Source organism: Streptosporangium sp. NPDC051022 (genome assembly GCF_040683035.1).
Classification (GTDB): Bacteria; Actinomycetota; Actinomycetes; order Streptosporangiales; family Streptosporangiaceae; genus Streptosporangium.
In genome coordinates this window covers 240421-256355 of record NZ_JBFBCF010000002.1, presented here as the reverse complement: position 1 = coordinate 256355, position 15935 = coordinate 240421, and the positions used below count along the sequence as shown (strand labels likewise).

The window sequence follows — 15935 nt, the reverse complement described above, 5'->3', positions numbered from 1 at the left end:
CAGGGTGACGGCGAGCCGTACAGGAGATGAATTCTCCAAAATGGCCCCAGTTTGAAGGGTTATTCGCCTCCCCGGGGTCATACAGCTGTTATGGACGCCAACACCGTGCTACTGGTAGTCGTGGTGGCCACCGCGCTCACCTTCGACTTCACCAACGGTTTCCATGACACCGCGAACGCAATGGCGACCTCCATCGCCACCGGGGCGCTACGCCCCAAGATCGCCGTAGCTCTGTCAGCGGCACTCAACTTCCTCGGCGCCTTCCTCTCCCTCGCCGTGGCGGCCACCATCGCCAAGGGCATCGTCGACGCGGGGGCCATCACCCTCACCGTGGTCTTCGCCGGCCTCGTGGGCGGCCTGGCGTGGAACCTCCTCACCTGGTACTTCGGCATCCCTTCGAGTTCGTCGCACGCGCTGATCGGCGGAGTCGTCGGCGCCACGCTGATCGCCGCGGGCCCCTCGGCCATCAAGGGGGTGGGCATCGTGTCGAAGGTGATCATCCCCGCCATCCTCGCACCGGTGGCCGCCATGCTGGTCGCGACCGTGGGCACCTACCTGGTCTACATGATCACCAGGAACATCCCCGGCGAGATCCGCACCCGGGGTTTCCGGCTCGGCCAGATCGGGTCCGCCTCCCTGGTCTCACTCGCCCACGGCACCAACGACGCCCAGAAGACGATGGGCATCATCACGCTGGCGCTGATCGCCAACGGCACGCTCGGCAAGGACGCCGGGCCGCCGATCTGGGTGATCGTCGCCAGCGCGACCGCGATCGCGCTGGGCACCTACATCGGTGGCTGGCGGGTCATCCGCACCCTCGGCAAGGGGCTCACCGAGATCGAGACACCGCAGGGCTTCGCCGCCGAGGGCTCCTCCGCCGCGGTCATCTTCGCCTCGTCCCATTTCGGGTTCCCGCTGTCCACGACGCACGTGTGCGCGGGGTCGGTGATCGGCTCCGGCCTGGGCAAGCGTCTGGCCGAGGTGCGGTGGAACGTGGCGGGCCGGATGGCCACCGCGTGGCTGCTGACGCTGCCCGCCGCCGCCCTGGTCGGCGCCGTGTCGTGGAAGGGAGCCGACCTCATCGGCGGCGCCGGAGGGGTGGCCGTCGTCTTCGTTCTGGCGCTGCTGGGCGGGACCGGCCTGTACCTCGCCTCCCGGCGTAGCACGGTGAACGCCTCGAACGTCAACGACGAGTGGGACGGGCGGCTGGCGCCCGCCGCCGCGGTGAAGGAGCCGGTGTGAACGCCTACCTCGACCTGGACGCGCTGTGGAGGGTTCTGGTCGCCGCGCTCCTCGGCGGCGCGGGACTGGTGGCGATCTTCTCCGTCGGGCTCGTCGGCCTGTCCTCGGCCCTGTCCTCCTCGGAGGACAGGAGCGGGCGTCCGCTGGGCTGGGCCGTCGCCGTGATCAGCTTTCTCGTCGTGGCCGCCGGGGTCGTCCTCGGGATCTCCGTGATGCTGAACAAGTGAGCGTCCCCGGCCTGTCCCGTCGCCGCGCCCCGCGGGACAGGCCGGGAACCCGCGGCCGAGGACGCAGGTGGTGACGCGGGCCATGAGGGAGAATACGGTCCGTGGAAGGGCGATGGATCGAGGTGGCCGACCGGGTGCTGGTGCGCCGCCACACCGAGCTGGACCTGTCGGTCGGACTGGTCCTGGGTGACGGCGGCTGCCTGGTGGTCGACACGCGGGGCGACGAACGGCAGGGCGCGGAGCTCCTGGCGGAGGTCCGGAGGATCACGCCGGACCCGTGGGCGGTGGTGATCACCCACTCCCACTTCGACCACGGCTTCGGCACCCGGCCCTTCCTCGACTGCCCCGTCTGGGCCCACGAGAACTGCCGGACCGACCTCGCCGAGAACGGGGCCGCGGCCAGGGAGGTGTGGGCCCGGTGGTACCGGGAACGGGGGGAGCCCGGTATCGCCGACGACATCGCCGGGACGGAGATCGTGCTGCCGGACCGGCTCGTGACCGACCGGGCGGAGCTGTCCGTCGGCGGGCGGGCCGTCGTCCTGTCCCACTTCGGTCCCGGCCACTCCGGCAACGACCTCGTGGTCCACGTGCCGGACGCCGGGGTGACGTTCGCCGGCGACCTGGTGGAGAACGGCGCGCCGCCCGACTACGAGGACGCCCGTCCGCTCGACTGGCCGGCCGCCCTGGAGGGGCTGCTCGGCCTGATCGGAAGCGCGGGCGGCACGGTCGTTCCCGGCCACGGCGACCCGGTCGGCCGGGAGTTCGTCATGACCCAGCACGCCGAGATCACCGCGGTCGCCGCGCTCTGCCGCGAGGTGACGGCCGGCCGAATGAACGCCGAGAGCGCCCTGCGGCTGTCGCCCTACCCCCCGGAGACCACGAGGACCGCCCTGCGCCGGGCGGCGGACGGCCCGTTCCCCCGGTAGCGGGCCCCGTCCCCCGGCGGGGCCGGGCCACCCCGCGACCGGACGGCTCGTCCCCGCCGGGGATCACGACCTCACGAAGCTGGGCCTCTCCGGGCTGAACTCGGTGTGCACGCGGTCGGCGGGCACCCCCATCGCGCGCAGGCGGGCCGTCGTCTCGCGCACCATCTCCTCGGAGCCGCACACGAACACGTCCCCGTCGGGCGTGACCCGGTGATACTCCAGGGCGTCGACGGCGGTGTGGCACGGCCAGTGCTCCGGCTCGCCGGAGACGGCCTGGATGATCCGCAGGCGTTTGTGCTGCGCCCTCAGGCGGCGCAGGTCCTGCACGTCGTAGGCGTCGCCACTGTGCCGGACGCCGTGGAAGAGGTCGATGGAGGGGCGCTCCGGCATCCACGCCGACTCCTCGACGAGCGCCTTGAGCGGGGCCAGTCCGGTGCCCCCCGCCAGGAACACCAGGTGCGGGGTGCGTGCCCGGTCGAGCACGAGCGATCCTCTCGGCGGCCCCAGCAGGAGGCTGTCCCCCACCCGCGTGTGCCGCATCAGCGCCGTGCTGACCCATCCGCCGGGCACGGCCCGCACGTGGAAGGAGAGCCGGTTGTCGTGCCGGGGCGCGTTCGCGATCGAGTAGGGGCGCCACACCCTGGGCCAGTGGGCGCTCTGCAGGGTGGCGTACTGCCCGGCCCGGAACGGGTAGGGCCGGTCGGGTTCGACGCCGATCACGACGATGTCGGAGGTGCGCACCTCGTGCGAGACCACGGTGCCGGTCCAGAGGGGGGGCGCGTGGGCGGCGTCCTCCTCGGCCGCCTGGATCATCACCTCGGCGATGTAGCGGTAGGCGGTCGCCCAAGCCTCGTCGTAGGCGGGCAGCCAGGCGCCTCCGGCGTTCGCGCGCATCGCGGCGAGCAGGCACTGGCCGACCGCGGGGTAGTGCTCGGGGCGGACGCCGTACTTGCGGTGGTCCCGCGCGAGCGCGCCGAGATACCCGCCCAGCGCCTCGCCGTCTTCCAGGCCGAGCACCACCTGGGTGAGCGCCCTGAGCAGGCGGTCGCGCTGGAGGTCCATCGCCGGGGGGAACAGCTCGCGGATGTGCGGGTACTCGGAGAAGAGCTTGCCGTAGAAGTGCATGGTGACCTTCTCGGCCGCGGGGGCGACGAGCAGCCAGCTGTGACGGATGAGCGCGATGTCGATCGTCATGGTGTCATCCGACCGGTTTCCCCGCTTCTTCCCACTCGCGTTCCCGCTCACGCCCGGCGGACCCCGGCCTCAGCCGTCCGACGCCGAAGTAGTCGTCCCCCGCGGGCCTGCCGGCCTCGGGGCCGCGCCGCCTGCGGTCCTGCCTGGCCAGCAGGGGGATGTGCTTGGAGCAGTGGATGTAGGCCTCCTCGACCCTCACCATGACCCAGCGTTCGGCCCTGCGGCCCGGCACGGTCCGGTCCTCGTCGGCCAGCCCGTGGCGGCGGGCCGCGTCGTAGGCGGTGGTGATGGTGGCGGCGCCGTTGACGTGCAGTCCGACCAGGTCCTCGAAGAAGTCGACGAACAGCAGGCTGAGGTGCGGGTTCTCCAGGATGTTCCCCAGGCTGGCGAGCACGCCGTTGCCCCGGAACTCCGGGTACATCAGCGTGCTGTCGTCCAGCACGCGGACGAATCCCGGCGGCCCGGCGCGGAACGTGGTGTCGCAGTTGCCCGAGGCGTCCGCCGTTCCCACGAAGACCATCTCCTGCCGGGCGACGAACTCCCGCATGTGCGGCGTCAGGTGATCGACGACCTGGCGGTCGTAGAACCGCCGCGCCCTGTCGCGGGTGGCGAACAGCCGCTGCAGCACGTGCTCCCCTCTCGATCCGGGCAGGTCCTCTCCACCGTCCGGACCGTCGTACGGCGTGCGCTGGTCCATCAACTCGACATCGCTCCCATCCATCCCCGCGTCCCGAGGCCTGTGAAGTGGGCGAACCTGGGGCCGGCACACGGCGGCTGCCAGCGGCGGCACGCTACGTCGGCGCCCTCACCCACATAAGCGATGGAGCCTAGAGCATGGATCACGGCTTTCTGCAATGTTTACGAAACTTTCCGTAATCCGTCACAGAGGCCACATGAATCACAGTCGCCCCAGTTACCCTGGTTCGGCCATACCAAACACAATCGTCCTGACATTTCGGTCAAGATCCCGAGGTGATGCCGTTTTCGGCGACATCACCGCAGGTCAACGCGGGAGGAGCTGGGCGCACCGGACGAGGATCTGGTGCAGGTCGCGCGCCGCCCGGGGCGCGGAGCCCGCGCGACGGCGCTGGATCACCAGCAGGACGTCGGTGTCGCCGGCCTCGATCGGCCGGTAGGTGATGGCCCCGGCGCGTTCGAGGGGATCGCCCGCGACGCTGAAGTCCGGCAGCACCGTCACCCCGAGGCCCTCGGCCACCATCAGCTTGCCCATCTCCGCGCCGTCGGTGGAGTAGGAGAAGGACGGGGTCCGATCCTTGAGCAGGCGGTGCACGTAGCGGTGCATGACATAGCCGGACCGCATGACGATCAACGGCTCGGTGAGCAGGTCGTCCACCCCGACCGCCGACAGCTCCGCCAGGGGGTTGTCCGGCCGCACGCAGACCACGGCCCGGCCGCGCAGGAGCTCGGTCGTCTGCAGGTCGGGGGGCATGTCATCACCCCGCAGGTAGTTCACCAGCCCCAGGTCGAGGCTCCCTTCGAGGAGCGCGCGGTGGATCTCGGCCTGCCGTGCCGTGATCACCTCGGCCTGGGTCCCCGGGTGCGCCCGGCGGAACTCGCGGACGGCGGGCACGAGCAGCGGGACGGTGGCGGCGTTGACGGTCCCCAGGCGGACCACACGGCTGGTGTGGTGTTGCGCGTCCGCCGCGCGGCGCAGCCTGTCGACCGCCTCCAGCACGTTGACGATGTACGGCAGCAGCTCGCGGCCCTCGTCGCTGATCGTGGCCCCCGAGCGCCTGCGGTCGAGGAGGTCCACCCCCAGCTCACGCTCGAGGTTGCGCACGGTCTCGCTCAGCGCGGGCTGGGAGATGTGGAGCTCCTCCGCCGCCCGGCGCAGCGAGCCCAGCCGGGTGACCGCTTCGATGTACTCGAGTTGCTCGATCCGCATCGTGGCCGGCGCCTCATTCAGGACCGCGGAATATCTCCCGCTGGGGGTTACAGGAAAAACCTATCAGGCTTTCGCAAATGCCTTCTCGACCGCCGGTGACGTCTCGATTACTCTTACTGACATGATGAAGCGACCGGATCTCACGCGGCGGCGCCACGTCGATCTCGCCCGCGTCTCCAGCGCCATCTGTCGCCGCGAGGCCTGAGCGTCCCTTCGCCTTCCCACCAGGCCGGACACCGCGGAGCCCGGGTCCTTCGGCGACGGCTCAGGGCGGCGTCGGCCGCCCGCCGGGAAGGGGCGCACCACCGCGTGCCATTCCGGTTACCAGGGAAACGCCCACGGGCGATAATTCATATGGATTCATCGCCTTTATTATTCGGTGCCCGTTTTATCCTCTCGCGGTGACCGCCGTTCCATCCGCGGGCACCGCCCCCTTCCGTGGCCACCGGCCCTGCCCTCCGTGCCCTCCTCCACGTGCCGGGAGTCTTCATGTCCGCGTCCCCTCCGGCCTTTCCTCCGACGTCCTCCTCGGTTCCGGCGTCCCCCTCGGCGGAACCCGTACGGTTCGCCTACTGGGTGCCCAACGTCAGCGGCGGCCTGGTCACCAGCGGGATCGAACAGCGCACCGACTGGGGATACGACTACAACCGCGAGCTGGCCGTCCTCGCCGAGGACAACGGCTTCGACTACGCGCTGAGCCAGGTCCGCTACATGGCCGGCTACGGCGCCGAGTACCAGCACGAGTCGACCGGTTTCAGCCTGGCCCTGCTGCTGGCCACCCGGCGCCTGAAGGTGATCGCGGCGATCCACCCCGGTCTGTGGCACCCCGGGGTGCTGGCGAAGTTCGGCGCGACCGCCGACCACCTGTCCGGCGGGCGGTTCGCGGTGAACGTCGTCAGCGGCTGGTTCAAGGGGGAGTTCACCGCGCTGGGCGAGCCGTGGCTGGAGCACGACGAGCGCTACCGCCGCTCGGAGGAGTTCATCCGCGCCCTGCGCGCCATCTGGACCGAGGACCACGCCGAGCTGGCCGGAGACTTCTACCGGATCCGTGACTTCTCGCTCAAGCCCAAACCGCTGAGCACGCCCGGACGCCCGCACCCGGAGATCTTCCAGGGCGGCAACTCGACCGCGGCCCGCGCCATGGCCGGCCGGGTCTCCGACTGGTACTTCAGCAACGGCAAGGACTTCGCCGGCGTCGCCGAACAGCTCGGCGACGTCCGCGCCGCCGCGGCGAGCGTCGGCCGCGTCCCGCCCCGTTTCGGCCTCAACGGCTTCCTCATCGCCCGCGACACCGAGGCCGAGGCCCGCGAGACCCTCCGGGAGATCGTCGCCAAGGCCGACACCGACGCCGTGCGCGGCTTCGGCGACGCCGTACGGCAGGCGGGCCGGTCGGCCCCCGACGGAAAGGGCATGTGGCAGGACTCCACCTTCGAGGACCTGGTCCAGTACAACGACGGGTTCCGCACGGGACTGATCGGAACCCCCGAGCAGATCGCCGAGCGGATCGTCGCCTACCGGCGGCTCGGCGTCGACCTCCTCCTGCTGGGCTTCCTGCACTACCTGGAGGAGGTCGAGTACTTCGGCAGGCGTGTGCTGCCGCTCGTGCGCGAGCTGGAGTCCCGGCTGCCCGCCGCCGAGACCGAACCCGCCGCGGTCGGCTCCTGACCGGCCCGGCGGCCCTCTCCCCGTCCCCCGTCGTCCCCCATCGTCCCCCGCCGTCCCCCGTCTCCCGCCCCCGATCTCCGTACCCGACCGCCGGTCCGAACGAGAGGCTCATCATGACCACCGTCGTACCCTCCGCCTGGCAGACCCGGCCCGCCCCCGACGACCCGCAGGGCTGGATCGACCGTGCCGCCGAGGTGGCCGCCGTACTGTCCACGGACGCCGCGGCCCGCGACAGGGCCGGGGCGACGCCGTACGCCGAGATCCGGCTGCTGAAGGAGTCCGGCCTGGTCACCCTGCTCGGCCCGGCCGAGCACGGCGGCGGCGGACAGCGCTGGCCGACCGCCTACCGCGTCGTCCGCGAGGTCGCCAAGGCGGACGGCTCCATCGGCCAGCTGCTCGGCTACCACTACCTGTGGAACTGGGCGGCCAGGCTGGTCGGCACCCGCGAGCAGTGGGAGCTGGTCGAGGCCGAGGCGGCGCGCAACACGTGGTTCTTCGGCGGCGCCGTCAACCCGCGCGACAACGACGTGGTCGTCACCGAGGACGGCGACGACCTGGTCTTCACCGGCCGCAAGTCCTTCTCGACGGGCGGCAAGATCTCCGACGTCACCGTGCTGGAGGGCGTCTTCGAGGGGACGGACGCGCACGTCTTCGCGATCGTGCCCTCCGACAGCGAGGGGCTGACCTTCCACGACGACTGGGACAACATCGGCCAGCGGCTCACCGAGAGCGGAACCGTCACCCTCGACGGCGTCCGCGCCCCCTGGGCGGCGGCCGCGGGCTTCGTCGACAAGGTGTTCCGGCCGCGGGTCTACAACAGCCTCAACGTCCCGACCATCCAGCTGGTCTTCGTCAACTTCTACCTCGGCATAGCGGCGGGCGCCCTGGAGACCGCCGCCACCTACACCCGCACCAAGTCCCGCTCCTGGTTGCACGGGGGATACGACAGGGCCGTCGACGAGCCGTACGTCGTCGACGCCTACGGCGACCTCACCGCCAAGCTCTGGGCGGCCGAGGCGCTGGCCGACCGGATCGCCCAGGAGGGCGAGAAGTTGCACGACGACCCCGACGCGGTCACCGAGCGGGCGCGCGGCGAGTTCGAGGTGCGGGTCGCCGCCGCCAAGGCCGTGGCCACCGACGTGGCCCTCGAGGTGACCAGCCGGATCTTCGAGGTCACCGGCGCCCGCGCCACCACCCGCGCGGAGGGCCTGGACCGTTTCTGGCGCAACGTCCGCACCCACACCCTGCACGACCCGGTCGCCTACAAGCGCCGTGAGGTGGGGCGTTTCGTCCTCACAGGCGACATCCCCGAGCCCACCTGGTACTCCTGACCGCCCGCGCTCCCGGCCGTCCCCCACCACCGGCCGTCCCGCCGGACCGACACCCCTGGAGAGCGCACCGTGACCGGACCGACCCGCTCCCCCGCCGCGGGGTCCGCACACGTGATCGCCGACGACGCCGAGGCGCTGGCGGTGGCCGAGGAACTGGCCGCCGAGTTCCGCGCCGGAGCGGCCGGGCGCGACGCGGCGCGGAAGCTCCCGCACGCCGAGGTGGAGCGGCTGTCGGCGAGCGGGCTGCTGGGCGTGACCGTTCCCGCCGGTCACGGTGGCGCGGAGGTCAGGGCCGAGACCCTCGCCGAGGTCTTCCGGCTGCTGGCCACCGGGGACCCCAGCCTCGCCCAGATCCCCCAGAGCCACTTCGTCTACGTCAACGTCCTGCGCCGCCAGGGCACCCCCGGCCAGCAGGCGTTCTTCTTCCGCGAGGTGCTGGCCGGGCGCAGGTTCGGCAACGCCCAGTCCGAGGCCGGCACCAGGCACGTCCAGGACATCCACACCCGGCTGACCCCGGCCCCCGACGGGTCGTTCCTGCTCAGCGGGGTGAAGCACTACTCGACCGGCGCGCTGTTCGCCCACTGGATCCCGGTGCTGGCCCGTGCCGAGGACGACGCGCTCCACGTCGCCTACGTGCCCCGCGACGCACCCGGCCTCGCCGTCGTCGACGACTGGGACGGCATGGGACAGCGCACCACCGCGAGCGGTACCGTCAAGCTCGACCGGGTCCGCGTGCCCGCCGACCGGGTGGTGCCGCACCACCTGACCTTCCGGGGCCCCCAGTTGCACGGCGCCGTCGCCCAGCTGCTGCACACGGCCATCGACGCCGGGATAGCCGCGGCGGCGCTGGCGGAGGCCGCCGAGTTCGTCCGGACCCGCAGCAGGCCCTGGTTCGAGAGCGGCCACGAGACCGCCGCGGAGGACCCCCTGCTCATCCAGCGGTTCGGCGAGCTGGACATCCGGCTGCGCGCGGCCGAGGCGCTCCTGGCGACGGCGGCCAGGGCCGTGGACGCGGCGGCGGAGAGGCTCACCGACGACACCGCGGCGGCGGCCTCCGTCGCGGTGGCCGCCGCCAAGGTGTTCGCCGGCACGACGGCGGTCGAGACCGGCGATGCCCTGTTCGAACTGGCCGGCACCCGCTCCGCGCTGGACGGCCTCAACCTGCACCGTTTCTGGCGGGACGCCCGCACCCACACCCTGCACGACCCGGCCCGGTGGAAGGTGCAGCACATCGGCCGCTATCTCCTCAACGGCACCCTGCCGCCCCGCCACGGCCTGCTCTGACGCCTCGGTACCGCCCGCTCCGGTACCCCGGCACGGCCGTTCCGGCGCTCCGGCACGGCCCGTTCCCATGCTCCGGCACGGCCCGCTCAGGCGCCCGGTACCGCCCGCTCCGGCATCCGCCACCGCCCGCTCCGGCGACGGCGCACGCCCGTGGAGACACGTGGATCACACCCGTTCCGCACCCGGATGGACGAGGACGAACAGGCGGAAAAACTAAGGGTTGACGACCTATGTCAGCGCGAGTAGCTTCCCGAATTAAATAAGAAGGTTTCTTGTTTGTTGCTTCCTTGACAGGCGGCTTCCACCGCTTGGCCGGGAAGGTCACACGCGCGCGAGCACCATCTTCGGGGGACACACGCCTTACCTACTCCTTTAGAGAGGAAGCACGATGTCCCGTCTCCGCTCATGGAGAGCAGTCGCCGTTGCGGTCATTTACGCGACCGCCACGGCGGGAATGGCCGCGGTCGGTGCGCCGGCCGCGCATGCCGCGGCATCGCTGACCGCCAAGTTCACCGCCTCCGACCGAGGCACATGGTGGCAGGGCGGCTATGAGGTGAAGAACTCCGGCGACAGCGCCGCGACCACCTGGACCCTCGAATTCGACCTCAACTCCGGCCAGTCCATCGGCAACTGGTGGAACGGCACTCCGACCATAAGCGGCAGCCATGTGACCGTGAAACCGGGCAGCGGCAACGCCAACGTGCCCGCGGGCGGCACCACCGGCGGCAACAGCTTCGGTTTCGTCGGCATGGGGCCGACCACGCCACCGGCCAACTGCAAGATCAACGGTAACCCGTGCGAGGGCGGCCCGCCGCCGGACACCCCGCCGACCGCGCCCGGCAAGCCGGTCGCGACCCCGACGACCAACAGCGTCGCCCTGACCTGGGCCGCCTCGACCGACGACAAGGGCGTCAGCGGCTACGACGTCTACCAGGGCACCGCCAAGGTCAAGTCGGTCACGACCACCTCGGCCACGGTCGACGGTCTCACCCCCGACACCGAGTACACCTTCACCGTCAAGGCCCGGGACACCATCAACCAGGAGTCGCCCGCCTCCCCGGCGACCACCGTGCGCACCCTCAAGGACGAGACCCCGGACACCGAGGCGCCGACCGTGCCCGGCACGCCGACCTCGACCGCCAGGACGACCACCAGCGTGACCCTCCAGTGGGGCGCCTCCACCGACAACCGGGGCGTCACCTCGTACGAGGTCTACAACGGGGACTCGTCGGCGTCCACAGTGACGGGGACGCCGCCGGGCACCACCACCACCATCACCGGCCTGACCGCCGACACCGAGTACACCTTCAAGGTCCGGGCCAAGGACAAGGCCGGCAACCAGTCCGGCTTCTCCGGCACGGTCACCGTACGCACCGACAAGCCGGACACCGAGGCGCCGACCGTGCCCGGAACGCCGACCTCGACCGGCAAGACGAACAACAGCGTGACCCTGAGCTGGGGCGCCTCGACCGACAACAAGGGCGTCACCGCGTACGAGGTCTACAGGGGCGACTCGTCGGCGACCACGGTGACGGGGACGCCGCCGGGCACCACCGCGACCATCACCGGCCTGACCGAGGACACCGAGTACACCTTCAAGGTCCGGGCCAAGGACGCGGCGGGTAACCAGTCCGACTTCTCCGGCACGGTCACCGTACGCACCGACAAACTGCCCACCGACCAGTCGGCCTGCCGGCCCGACGGTCTCTACCAGTCGCCCGGCGTGACCGGAGTGCCGTACTGCACCGTCTACGACACCAACGGGCGCGAGAAGATGGGCGCCGACCACCCGCGCCGCGTGGTGGGCTACTTCACCAGCTGGCGGACCGGCAAGGACGGCTCACCCTCCTACCTGGCCAAGGACATCCCCTGGGACAAGATCACCCACATCAACTACGCCTTCGCCCACATCGACGGGCAGGGTAAGGTCTCCGTCGGCTCCCCCGGGTCGAACAACCCCTCCATCGGCATGGAGTGGCCGGGCGTGGCCGGAGCCGAGATGGACCCGGCGTACTCCTACAAGGGTCACTTCAACCAGCTCAACAAGTTCAAGAAGCAGCACCCCAACGTCAAGACCATGCTGTCGATCGGCGGCTGGGCCGAGACCGGTGGCTACATCGACGACAACGGCACCCGGCAGGCCAGCGGCGGCTTCTACACGATGACCAGCTCGCAGGCGAGCATCAACACCTTCGCCGACTCGGCCGTGAAGTTCATCAAGGACTACGGCTTCGACGGCGTGGACATCGACTACGAGTACGCCACCTCCGCCCCCAACGCCGGTAACCCCGACGACTTCAGCTTCTCCAACCCGCGCCGCGCCACACTGATGGCCGGCTACGTCAACCTGATGAAGACGCTGCGCCAGAAGCTGGACGCCGCCGCCGCGGCCGACGGCAAGTACTACCTGCTCACCGCGGCGACCACCGCGTCGGGCTGGATCCTGCGCGGCAGCGAGTCCTACCAGGTCACCCCGTACCTCGACTTCGCCAACATGATGACCTACGACCTGCACGGGGCGTGGAACCGCTTCGTCGGCCCGCTGCAGGCGCTGTACGACGACGGCAGCGACGCCGAGATGAAGTACTGGAACGTCTACGGCACCTACAGCGGCATCGGATACATGAACGGCGACTGGGCCTTCCACCACCTGCGCGGCGCCATGCAGGCGGGCCGGATCAACCTGGGCCTCGGCTACTACAGCCGAGGCTGGAAGAACGTCGTCGGCGGCACCGACGGCCTCTGGGGCACCTCCGACCTGCCCGACCAGAACAACTGTCCCGAGGGCACCGGCGGCAAGATCGGTTCCAAGGTGCAGTGCGGTGACGGCGCGATCGGCATCGACAACCTCTGGCACGACCTGGACAAGGCGGGCAAGGAGGTCCCGGCCGGTGTCAACCCGGTCTGGCACTTCAAGAACCTGCAGGAAGGCAAGCAGGGCAGCTACATCACCCAGTACGGCCTCACCCCGGACACCGACCCGACCGACCGCATCTCGGGCACCTACGCCCGCAAGTACTCCTCCTCCATGGTCGCCCCCTGGCTGTGGAACAACGACAAGAAGGTCTACCTGTCCACCGAGGACGACCAGTCCGTCCAGACCAAGGCCGACTACGTGGCCAGCAAGGGCCTCGGCGGCATCATGATCTGGGAGCTGGCCGGCGACTACAACTACTACCCCCAGCGTGACAACGGCAAGGGCGAGTACTTCATCGGCGACACGCTCACCACGAAGATCTACAACACGTTCAAGACGGCCGCGCCGTACGGGAACCTGAAGGCGGGCGGCAAGACGATGCCCACCGACACCCTGAACGTCCAGGCCGACCTGTACGGCTACGCCGTCGGCGACGCCAACTACCCGATCTCCCCCAAGCTCAAGTTCACCAACAACTCGACGACCACCATCCCCGGCGGTGCCACCATCGAGTTCGACTACGGCACCTCGGCCCCGGCGACCATGAGCCAGACGACCGGCTGGACGCTGTCCATCGTCTCGACCGGCCACACCGGACCGAACACCGGCGGCCTCAAGGGTGACTTCCATCGGGTCCGGCTGACGGTCCCGACCTGGGAGAGCATCGCCCCGGGGCAGTCGAAGGAGGTCCAGCTGCGCTACGACCTGCCCATCGCGACCCCGTCCAACTTCGTCGTGACGTTCGGCGGCAAGTCCTACCGGATGGCCTTCGACTACCCACGCTGACGACCCTCCGGCACGACCCCGAGCACATCCGCTGATCCGTTCCGCCCGGCCGATCCGGCCGGGCGGAACGCTTTTCCCGGACCTTCGCGGTCCGGAGGCGTTCCCAGGGCCGCCCGTCCCGTTCATGCCCGCTTGACGTCCACGGGCGGTCTGATTCAATCGTGCCAAGGTGACGAGTCGGACGATCGCTACGAGAAGCAGCGCCGGATCACACGGGAGACAATTCACCCGTTCCCCGGCTCCCTCTGCGTACGGGCCCGACTGCGGATACGAACGGACCCGCCGGCACAGAGGGACAAGAGTCTGCAATTGCTGGAAAACATCCACGTTCACCGACTCTCACGATCAACCGTCTCCCCCGGATTCGAGGAGATGCTGTCCGCGCGCAGGGAACGGCTCGCCGAGGACCTCGCGCACGGGCGGGTGGACAGCCGATACTTCCCGGTGCTCGCGGTTCTCGCGCCCGTGATGACGCAGTCGGAAGGTGAGATCACCTATCCCGGCGACCCGATGTGCCTGTACGCGGCGCTCTCCGTCGCGGTGCACAACGCCGTGCACGACGCCGGCCCCCTCGAACGCGCCGGGCACTACAACGACGTGGCCCCCCGGTGGACCCGGTTCCCCGACAGGGACTACCGCATGTCCGCAGGCCACGACGGGTACCGGCCCCACACCGAGTCACCCAACACCGACCAGACCGTCTTCGACCCACGGGTCTGGGACCGGGAGGCGCGGGCCCGCTGGATCCGGCTGCTCCGCCGGGCACGGCCGAGGGTCGTGCTGATCAGCAGCGTCTCACCGGCGCACCGGTACGCGCTGGACATCGCGGGGCTGGTGAAGACCGAGGTGCCGGGCGCCTACGTGATCCTGGGCGGGCGCCACGCCGACGAGACGATCGGCTGCGCCCCCGGGCAGGACACGCTCACGATCGCGCCGAGCGGCACCCTCGCGGTCATGGCCGACGGCAGGGGGCCGCGCGTGGTCGACGCCGTCGTCTCGGGCGAGGCCTACCACTCGCTCGACCTGCTCATGCGGGCCGTCGCGCTCTCGGTGGACCTGAACACCGGCTGGGTGGCCCCCGGCCGGGTCCGCCACAACTTGGAGGAACTGCTGCGACGGCACGGCACCTCGCCTGGACGCTCCCTCGTCACCCTGATCGCCGGCGACGCGGTACACGCCTATCCCCAGGAGGGCGCCAAGCTCGACCTCGCCGCGCTGCCCTCGCCGTACGAGGCGTTCGCGATCCGCTCCAGGTTCCCCATCTTCGTCGACGGCGCGACCGGCGAGATCCAGCGGACGGCGCACGTGATGGTGTCGAACGCCTGCCCCTACCAGTGCAACTTCTGCTCGGAGACGGCCAGGCTGGCGGGCGGGCTGAAGAGGTTCAGCCGGACGTCGACGGCGATCGAGCGGGTCTGCGAATACGTCGGCTACGGCGCGGAGGCGATGTTCTTCGACGACTCCATCTTCTGGAGCGGCGCCTTCCGCGACATCGCGGAGTTCTGCGCCGAGCTCCGGAGGATCCGCCGGTGCCCCGCCGACGAGCTGGACGAGGATCTCCGGCGTTTCCTCAGGGCCGACGCGGACCTCGGACGCCTGCGCGGCCTGCAGTGGGGGGCGCAGCTGACCGTGGACGTCCTGGCCGGTCTGCACTCCGCCGAGGCGACCGGCGAGATCCTGGACGGGATGCGCGAGGCGGGATGCACCTACGTCTACATCGGCATCGAGAGCATGTCCGCGCGGGTGATGGAGGGAATCCACAAGAACCTCCGCCGTGGCGGGGGGCGTGGCTGGGCGCTGAAGGTGCGCGAGGCGACGTCGCTGGTGAAGGCGCACGGGCTCCGGGTCGGCACGTCCGTCCTCTTCGGGCTCGACGGGGAGACCCGTGCCAGCATCGACGAGACGATCAGCGGGGTGAGCGAGCTGATCGACGACAAGCTCATCGATCTGGCCAGCCCCAACATCCTGACCTACCATCCCGCGACGCCGATCACCCGGATGCACGGCATGGCCGACAAGCTCGACTACCACTCGCCGTGGGTCGACAACCGCAAGCCGTACATCTACTTCGAAGAGGCCTTTCCCGGCGTCGTGTCCGTCACGCTGACCGAGGACGACCTCTGGTACATCCACCACGAGACCGAGCGGCGCTGGGGCGCGACCCGCAACGACAGCGCGCCGGTACCGCTCGGCCCCAACCTCGAACAGGACTAGTTGACATCCTCCCGGCTCGAAAGGACCAGGATTCCCGGCCCAAGCCGGGTGGTTCGCGGTTCACAGCCCCACCTGACGGCTGGAGGGCTCCCCGCGCCGCCACCCCATGCCCTGGAGCGGTCCCGCGATGCCGGCTTGGTCATCGCCGGCCCGATCACCATGACAAGCCCCGCCGAGCAAATCCGGAGAACACCATGAGAGACCGTTCCGCACTTCCTCCCCGCCCTGAAGGACGGGGCATCC

General features: G+C 70.3%; 12 protein-coding genes. 9 read left to right on the top strand and 3 right to left on the bottom strand.

The window, feature by feature from the left end:
* The first annotated feature begins 90 nt into the window (after window positions 1–90).
* The 3 genes from AB0N02_RS05180 to AB0N02_RS05170 all read left to right on the top strand — a co-directional run bounded on the left by AB0N02_RS05180 (window position 91) and on the right by AB0N02_RS05170 (window position 2395).
* Window positions 91–1242: an inorganic phosphate transporter gene (locus AB0N02_RS05180; RefSeq protein ID WP_363942922.1), complete on the top strand. Its 1152-nt coding sequence runs from the start codon at window positions 91–93 to the stop codon at window positions 1240–1242.
* Window positions 1239–1469: a hypothetical protein gene (locus tag AB0N02_RS05175; protein ID WP_363942921.1), complete on the top strand. Its 231-nt coding sequence runs from the start codon at window positions 1239–1241 to the stop codon at window positions 1467–1469. The genes AB0N02_RS05180 and AB0N02_RS05175 overlap by 4 nt, the downstream gene beginning before the upstream one ends.
* Before the next feature lie 101 nt (window positions 1470–1570).
* Entirely contained in the window at window positions 1571–2395 is an 825-nt protein-coding gene (locus tag AB0N02_RS05170; RefSeq protein WP_363942920.1) for an MBL fold metallo-hydrolase, read from the top strand.
* A 63-nt stretch (window positions 2396–2458) separates the two neighbouring features.
* Here the strand turns inward: AB0N02_RS05170 and AB0N02_RS05165 are convergent, their stop codons facing one another.
* From AB0N02_RS05165 to AB0N02_RS05155, 3 genes are all read right to left on the bottom strand, one after another.
* Complete coding sequence (locus AB0N02_RS05165) at window positions 2459–3589, bottom strand: globin domain-containing protein (RefSeq protein WP_363942918.1); 1131 nt, start codon at window positions 3587–3589, stop codon at window positions 2459–2461.
* A gap of 4 nt (window positions 3590–3593) precedes the next feature.
* A complete protein-coding gene (locus AB0N02_RS05160; RefSeq protein ID WP_363942916.1) occupies window positions 3594–4310 on the bottom strand; it encodes a pyridoxamine 5'-phosphate oxidase family protein in 717 nt (238 codons plus the stop codon).
* 282 nt (window positions 4311–4592) lie between these two features.
* Complete coding sequence (locus AB0N02_RS05155; protein WP_363942914.1) at window positions 4593–5495, bottom strand: LysR family transcriptional regulator; 903 nt, start codon at window positions 5493–5495, stop codon at window positions 4593–4595.
* Between AB0N02_RS05155 and AB0N02_RS05150 the strand changes: the two genes are divergently transcribed.
* The 6 genes from AB0N02_RS05150 to AB0N02_RS05125 all read left to right on the top strand — a co-directional run bounded on the left by AB0N02_RS05150 (window position 5416) and on the right by AB0N02_RS05125 (window position 15692).
* Entirely contained in the window at window positions 5416–5700 is a 285-nt protein-coding gene (locus tag AB0N02_RS05150; protein ID WP_363942913.1) for a putative leader peptide, read from the top strand. The genes AB0N02_RS05155 and AB0N02_RS05150 overlap by 80 nt on opposite strands.
* Window positions 5701–5984: 284 nt before the next feature.
* Window positions 5985–7160: a dimethylsulfone monooxygenase SfnG gene (gene sfnG / locus AB0N02_RS05145; protein WP_363942911.1), complete on the top strand. Its 1176-nt coding sequence runs from the start codon at window positions 5985–5987 to the stop codon at window positions 7158–7160.
* 113 nt (window positions 7161–7273) lie between these two features.
* Window positions 7274–8491 carry an acyl-CoA dehydrogenase family protein gene (locus AB0N02_RS05140; RefSeq protein WP_363942910.1) on the top strand — a complete coding sequence of 406 codons (1218 nt, stop codon included), beginning with the start codon at window positions 7274–7276 and terminating at the stop codon, window positions 8489–8491.
* A gap of 69 nt (window positions 8492–8560) precedes the next feature.
* Window positions 8561–9775, top strand: coding sequence for an SfnB family sulfur acquisition oxidoreductase (locus tag AB0N02_RS05135; RefSeq protein WP_363942909.1), 1215 nt, complete (start codon window positions 8561–8563; stop codon window positions 9773–9775).
* A gap of 388 nt (window positions 9776–10163) precedes the next feature.
* Complete coding sequence (locus tag AB0N02_RS05130; protein WP_363942907.1) at window positions 10164–13478, top strand: glycosyl hydrolase family 18 protein; 3315 nt, start codon at window positions 10164–10166, stop codon at window positions 13476–13478.
* Between the two features lie 372 nt (window positions 13479–13850).
* Window positions 13851–15692 (top strand): radical SAM protein, encoded by a 1842-nt coding sequence (locus AB0N02_RS05125; RefSeq protein ID WP_363942906.1) that lies wholly within the window; start codon window positions 13851–13853, stop codon window positions 15690–15692.
* Window positions 15693–15935 lie beyond the last annotated feature (243 nt).

Coding starts and splice junctions, on each gene's coding strand:
- AB0N02_RS05160 (WP_363942916.1), bottom strand. CDS start 4,310: ATGGATGGGAGCGATGTCGAGTTGATGGACCAGCGCACGCCGTACGAC.
- AB0N02_RS05150 (WP_363942913.1), top strand. CDS start 5,416: ATGTGGAGCTCCTCCGCCGCCCGGCGCAGCGAGCCCAGCCGGGTGACC.
- AB0N02_RS05130 (WP_363942907.1), top strand. CDS start 10,164: ATGTCCCGTCTCCGCTCATGGAGAGCAGTCGCCGTTGCGGTCATTTAC.
- AB0N02_RS05155 (WP_363942914.1), bottom strand. CDS start 5,495: ATGCGGATCGAGCAACTCGAGTACATCGAAGCGGTCACCCGGCTGGGC.
- AB0N02_RS05140 (WP_363942910.1), top strand. CDS start 7,274: ATGACCACCGTCGTACCCTCCGCCTGGCAGACCCGGCCCGCCCCCGAC.
- AB0N02_RS05180 (WP_363942922.1), top strand. CDS start 91: ATGGACGCCAACACCGTGCTACTGGTAGTCGTGGTGGCCACCGCGCTC.
- sfnG (WP_363942911.1), top strand. CDS start 5,985: ATGTCCGCGTCCCCTCCGGCCTTTCCTCCGACGTCCTCCTCGGTTCCG.
- AB0N02_RS05125 (WP_363942906.1), top strand. CDS start 13,851: ATGCTGTCCGCGCGCAGGGAACGGCTCGCCGAGGACCTCGCGCACGGG.
- AB0N02_RS05165 (WP_363942918.1), bottom strand. CDS start 3,589: ATGACGATCGACATCGCGCTCATCCGTCACAGCTGGCTGCTCGTCGCC.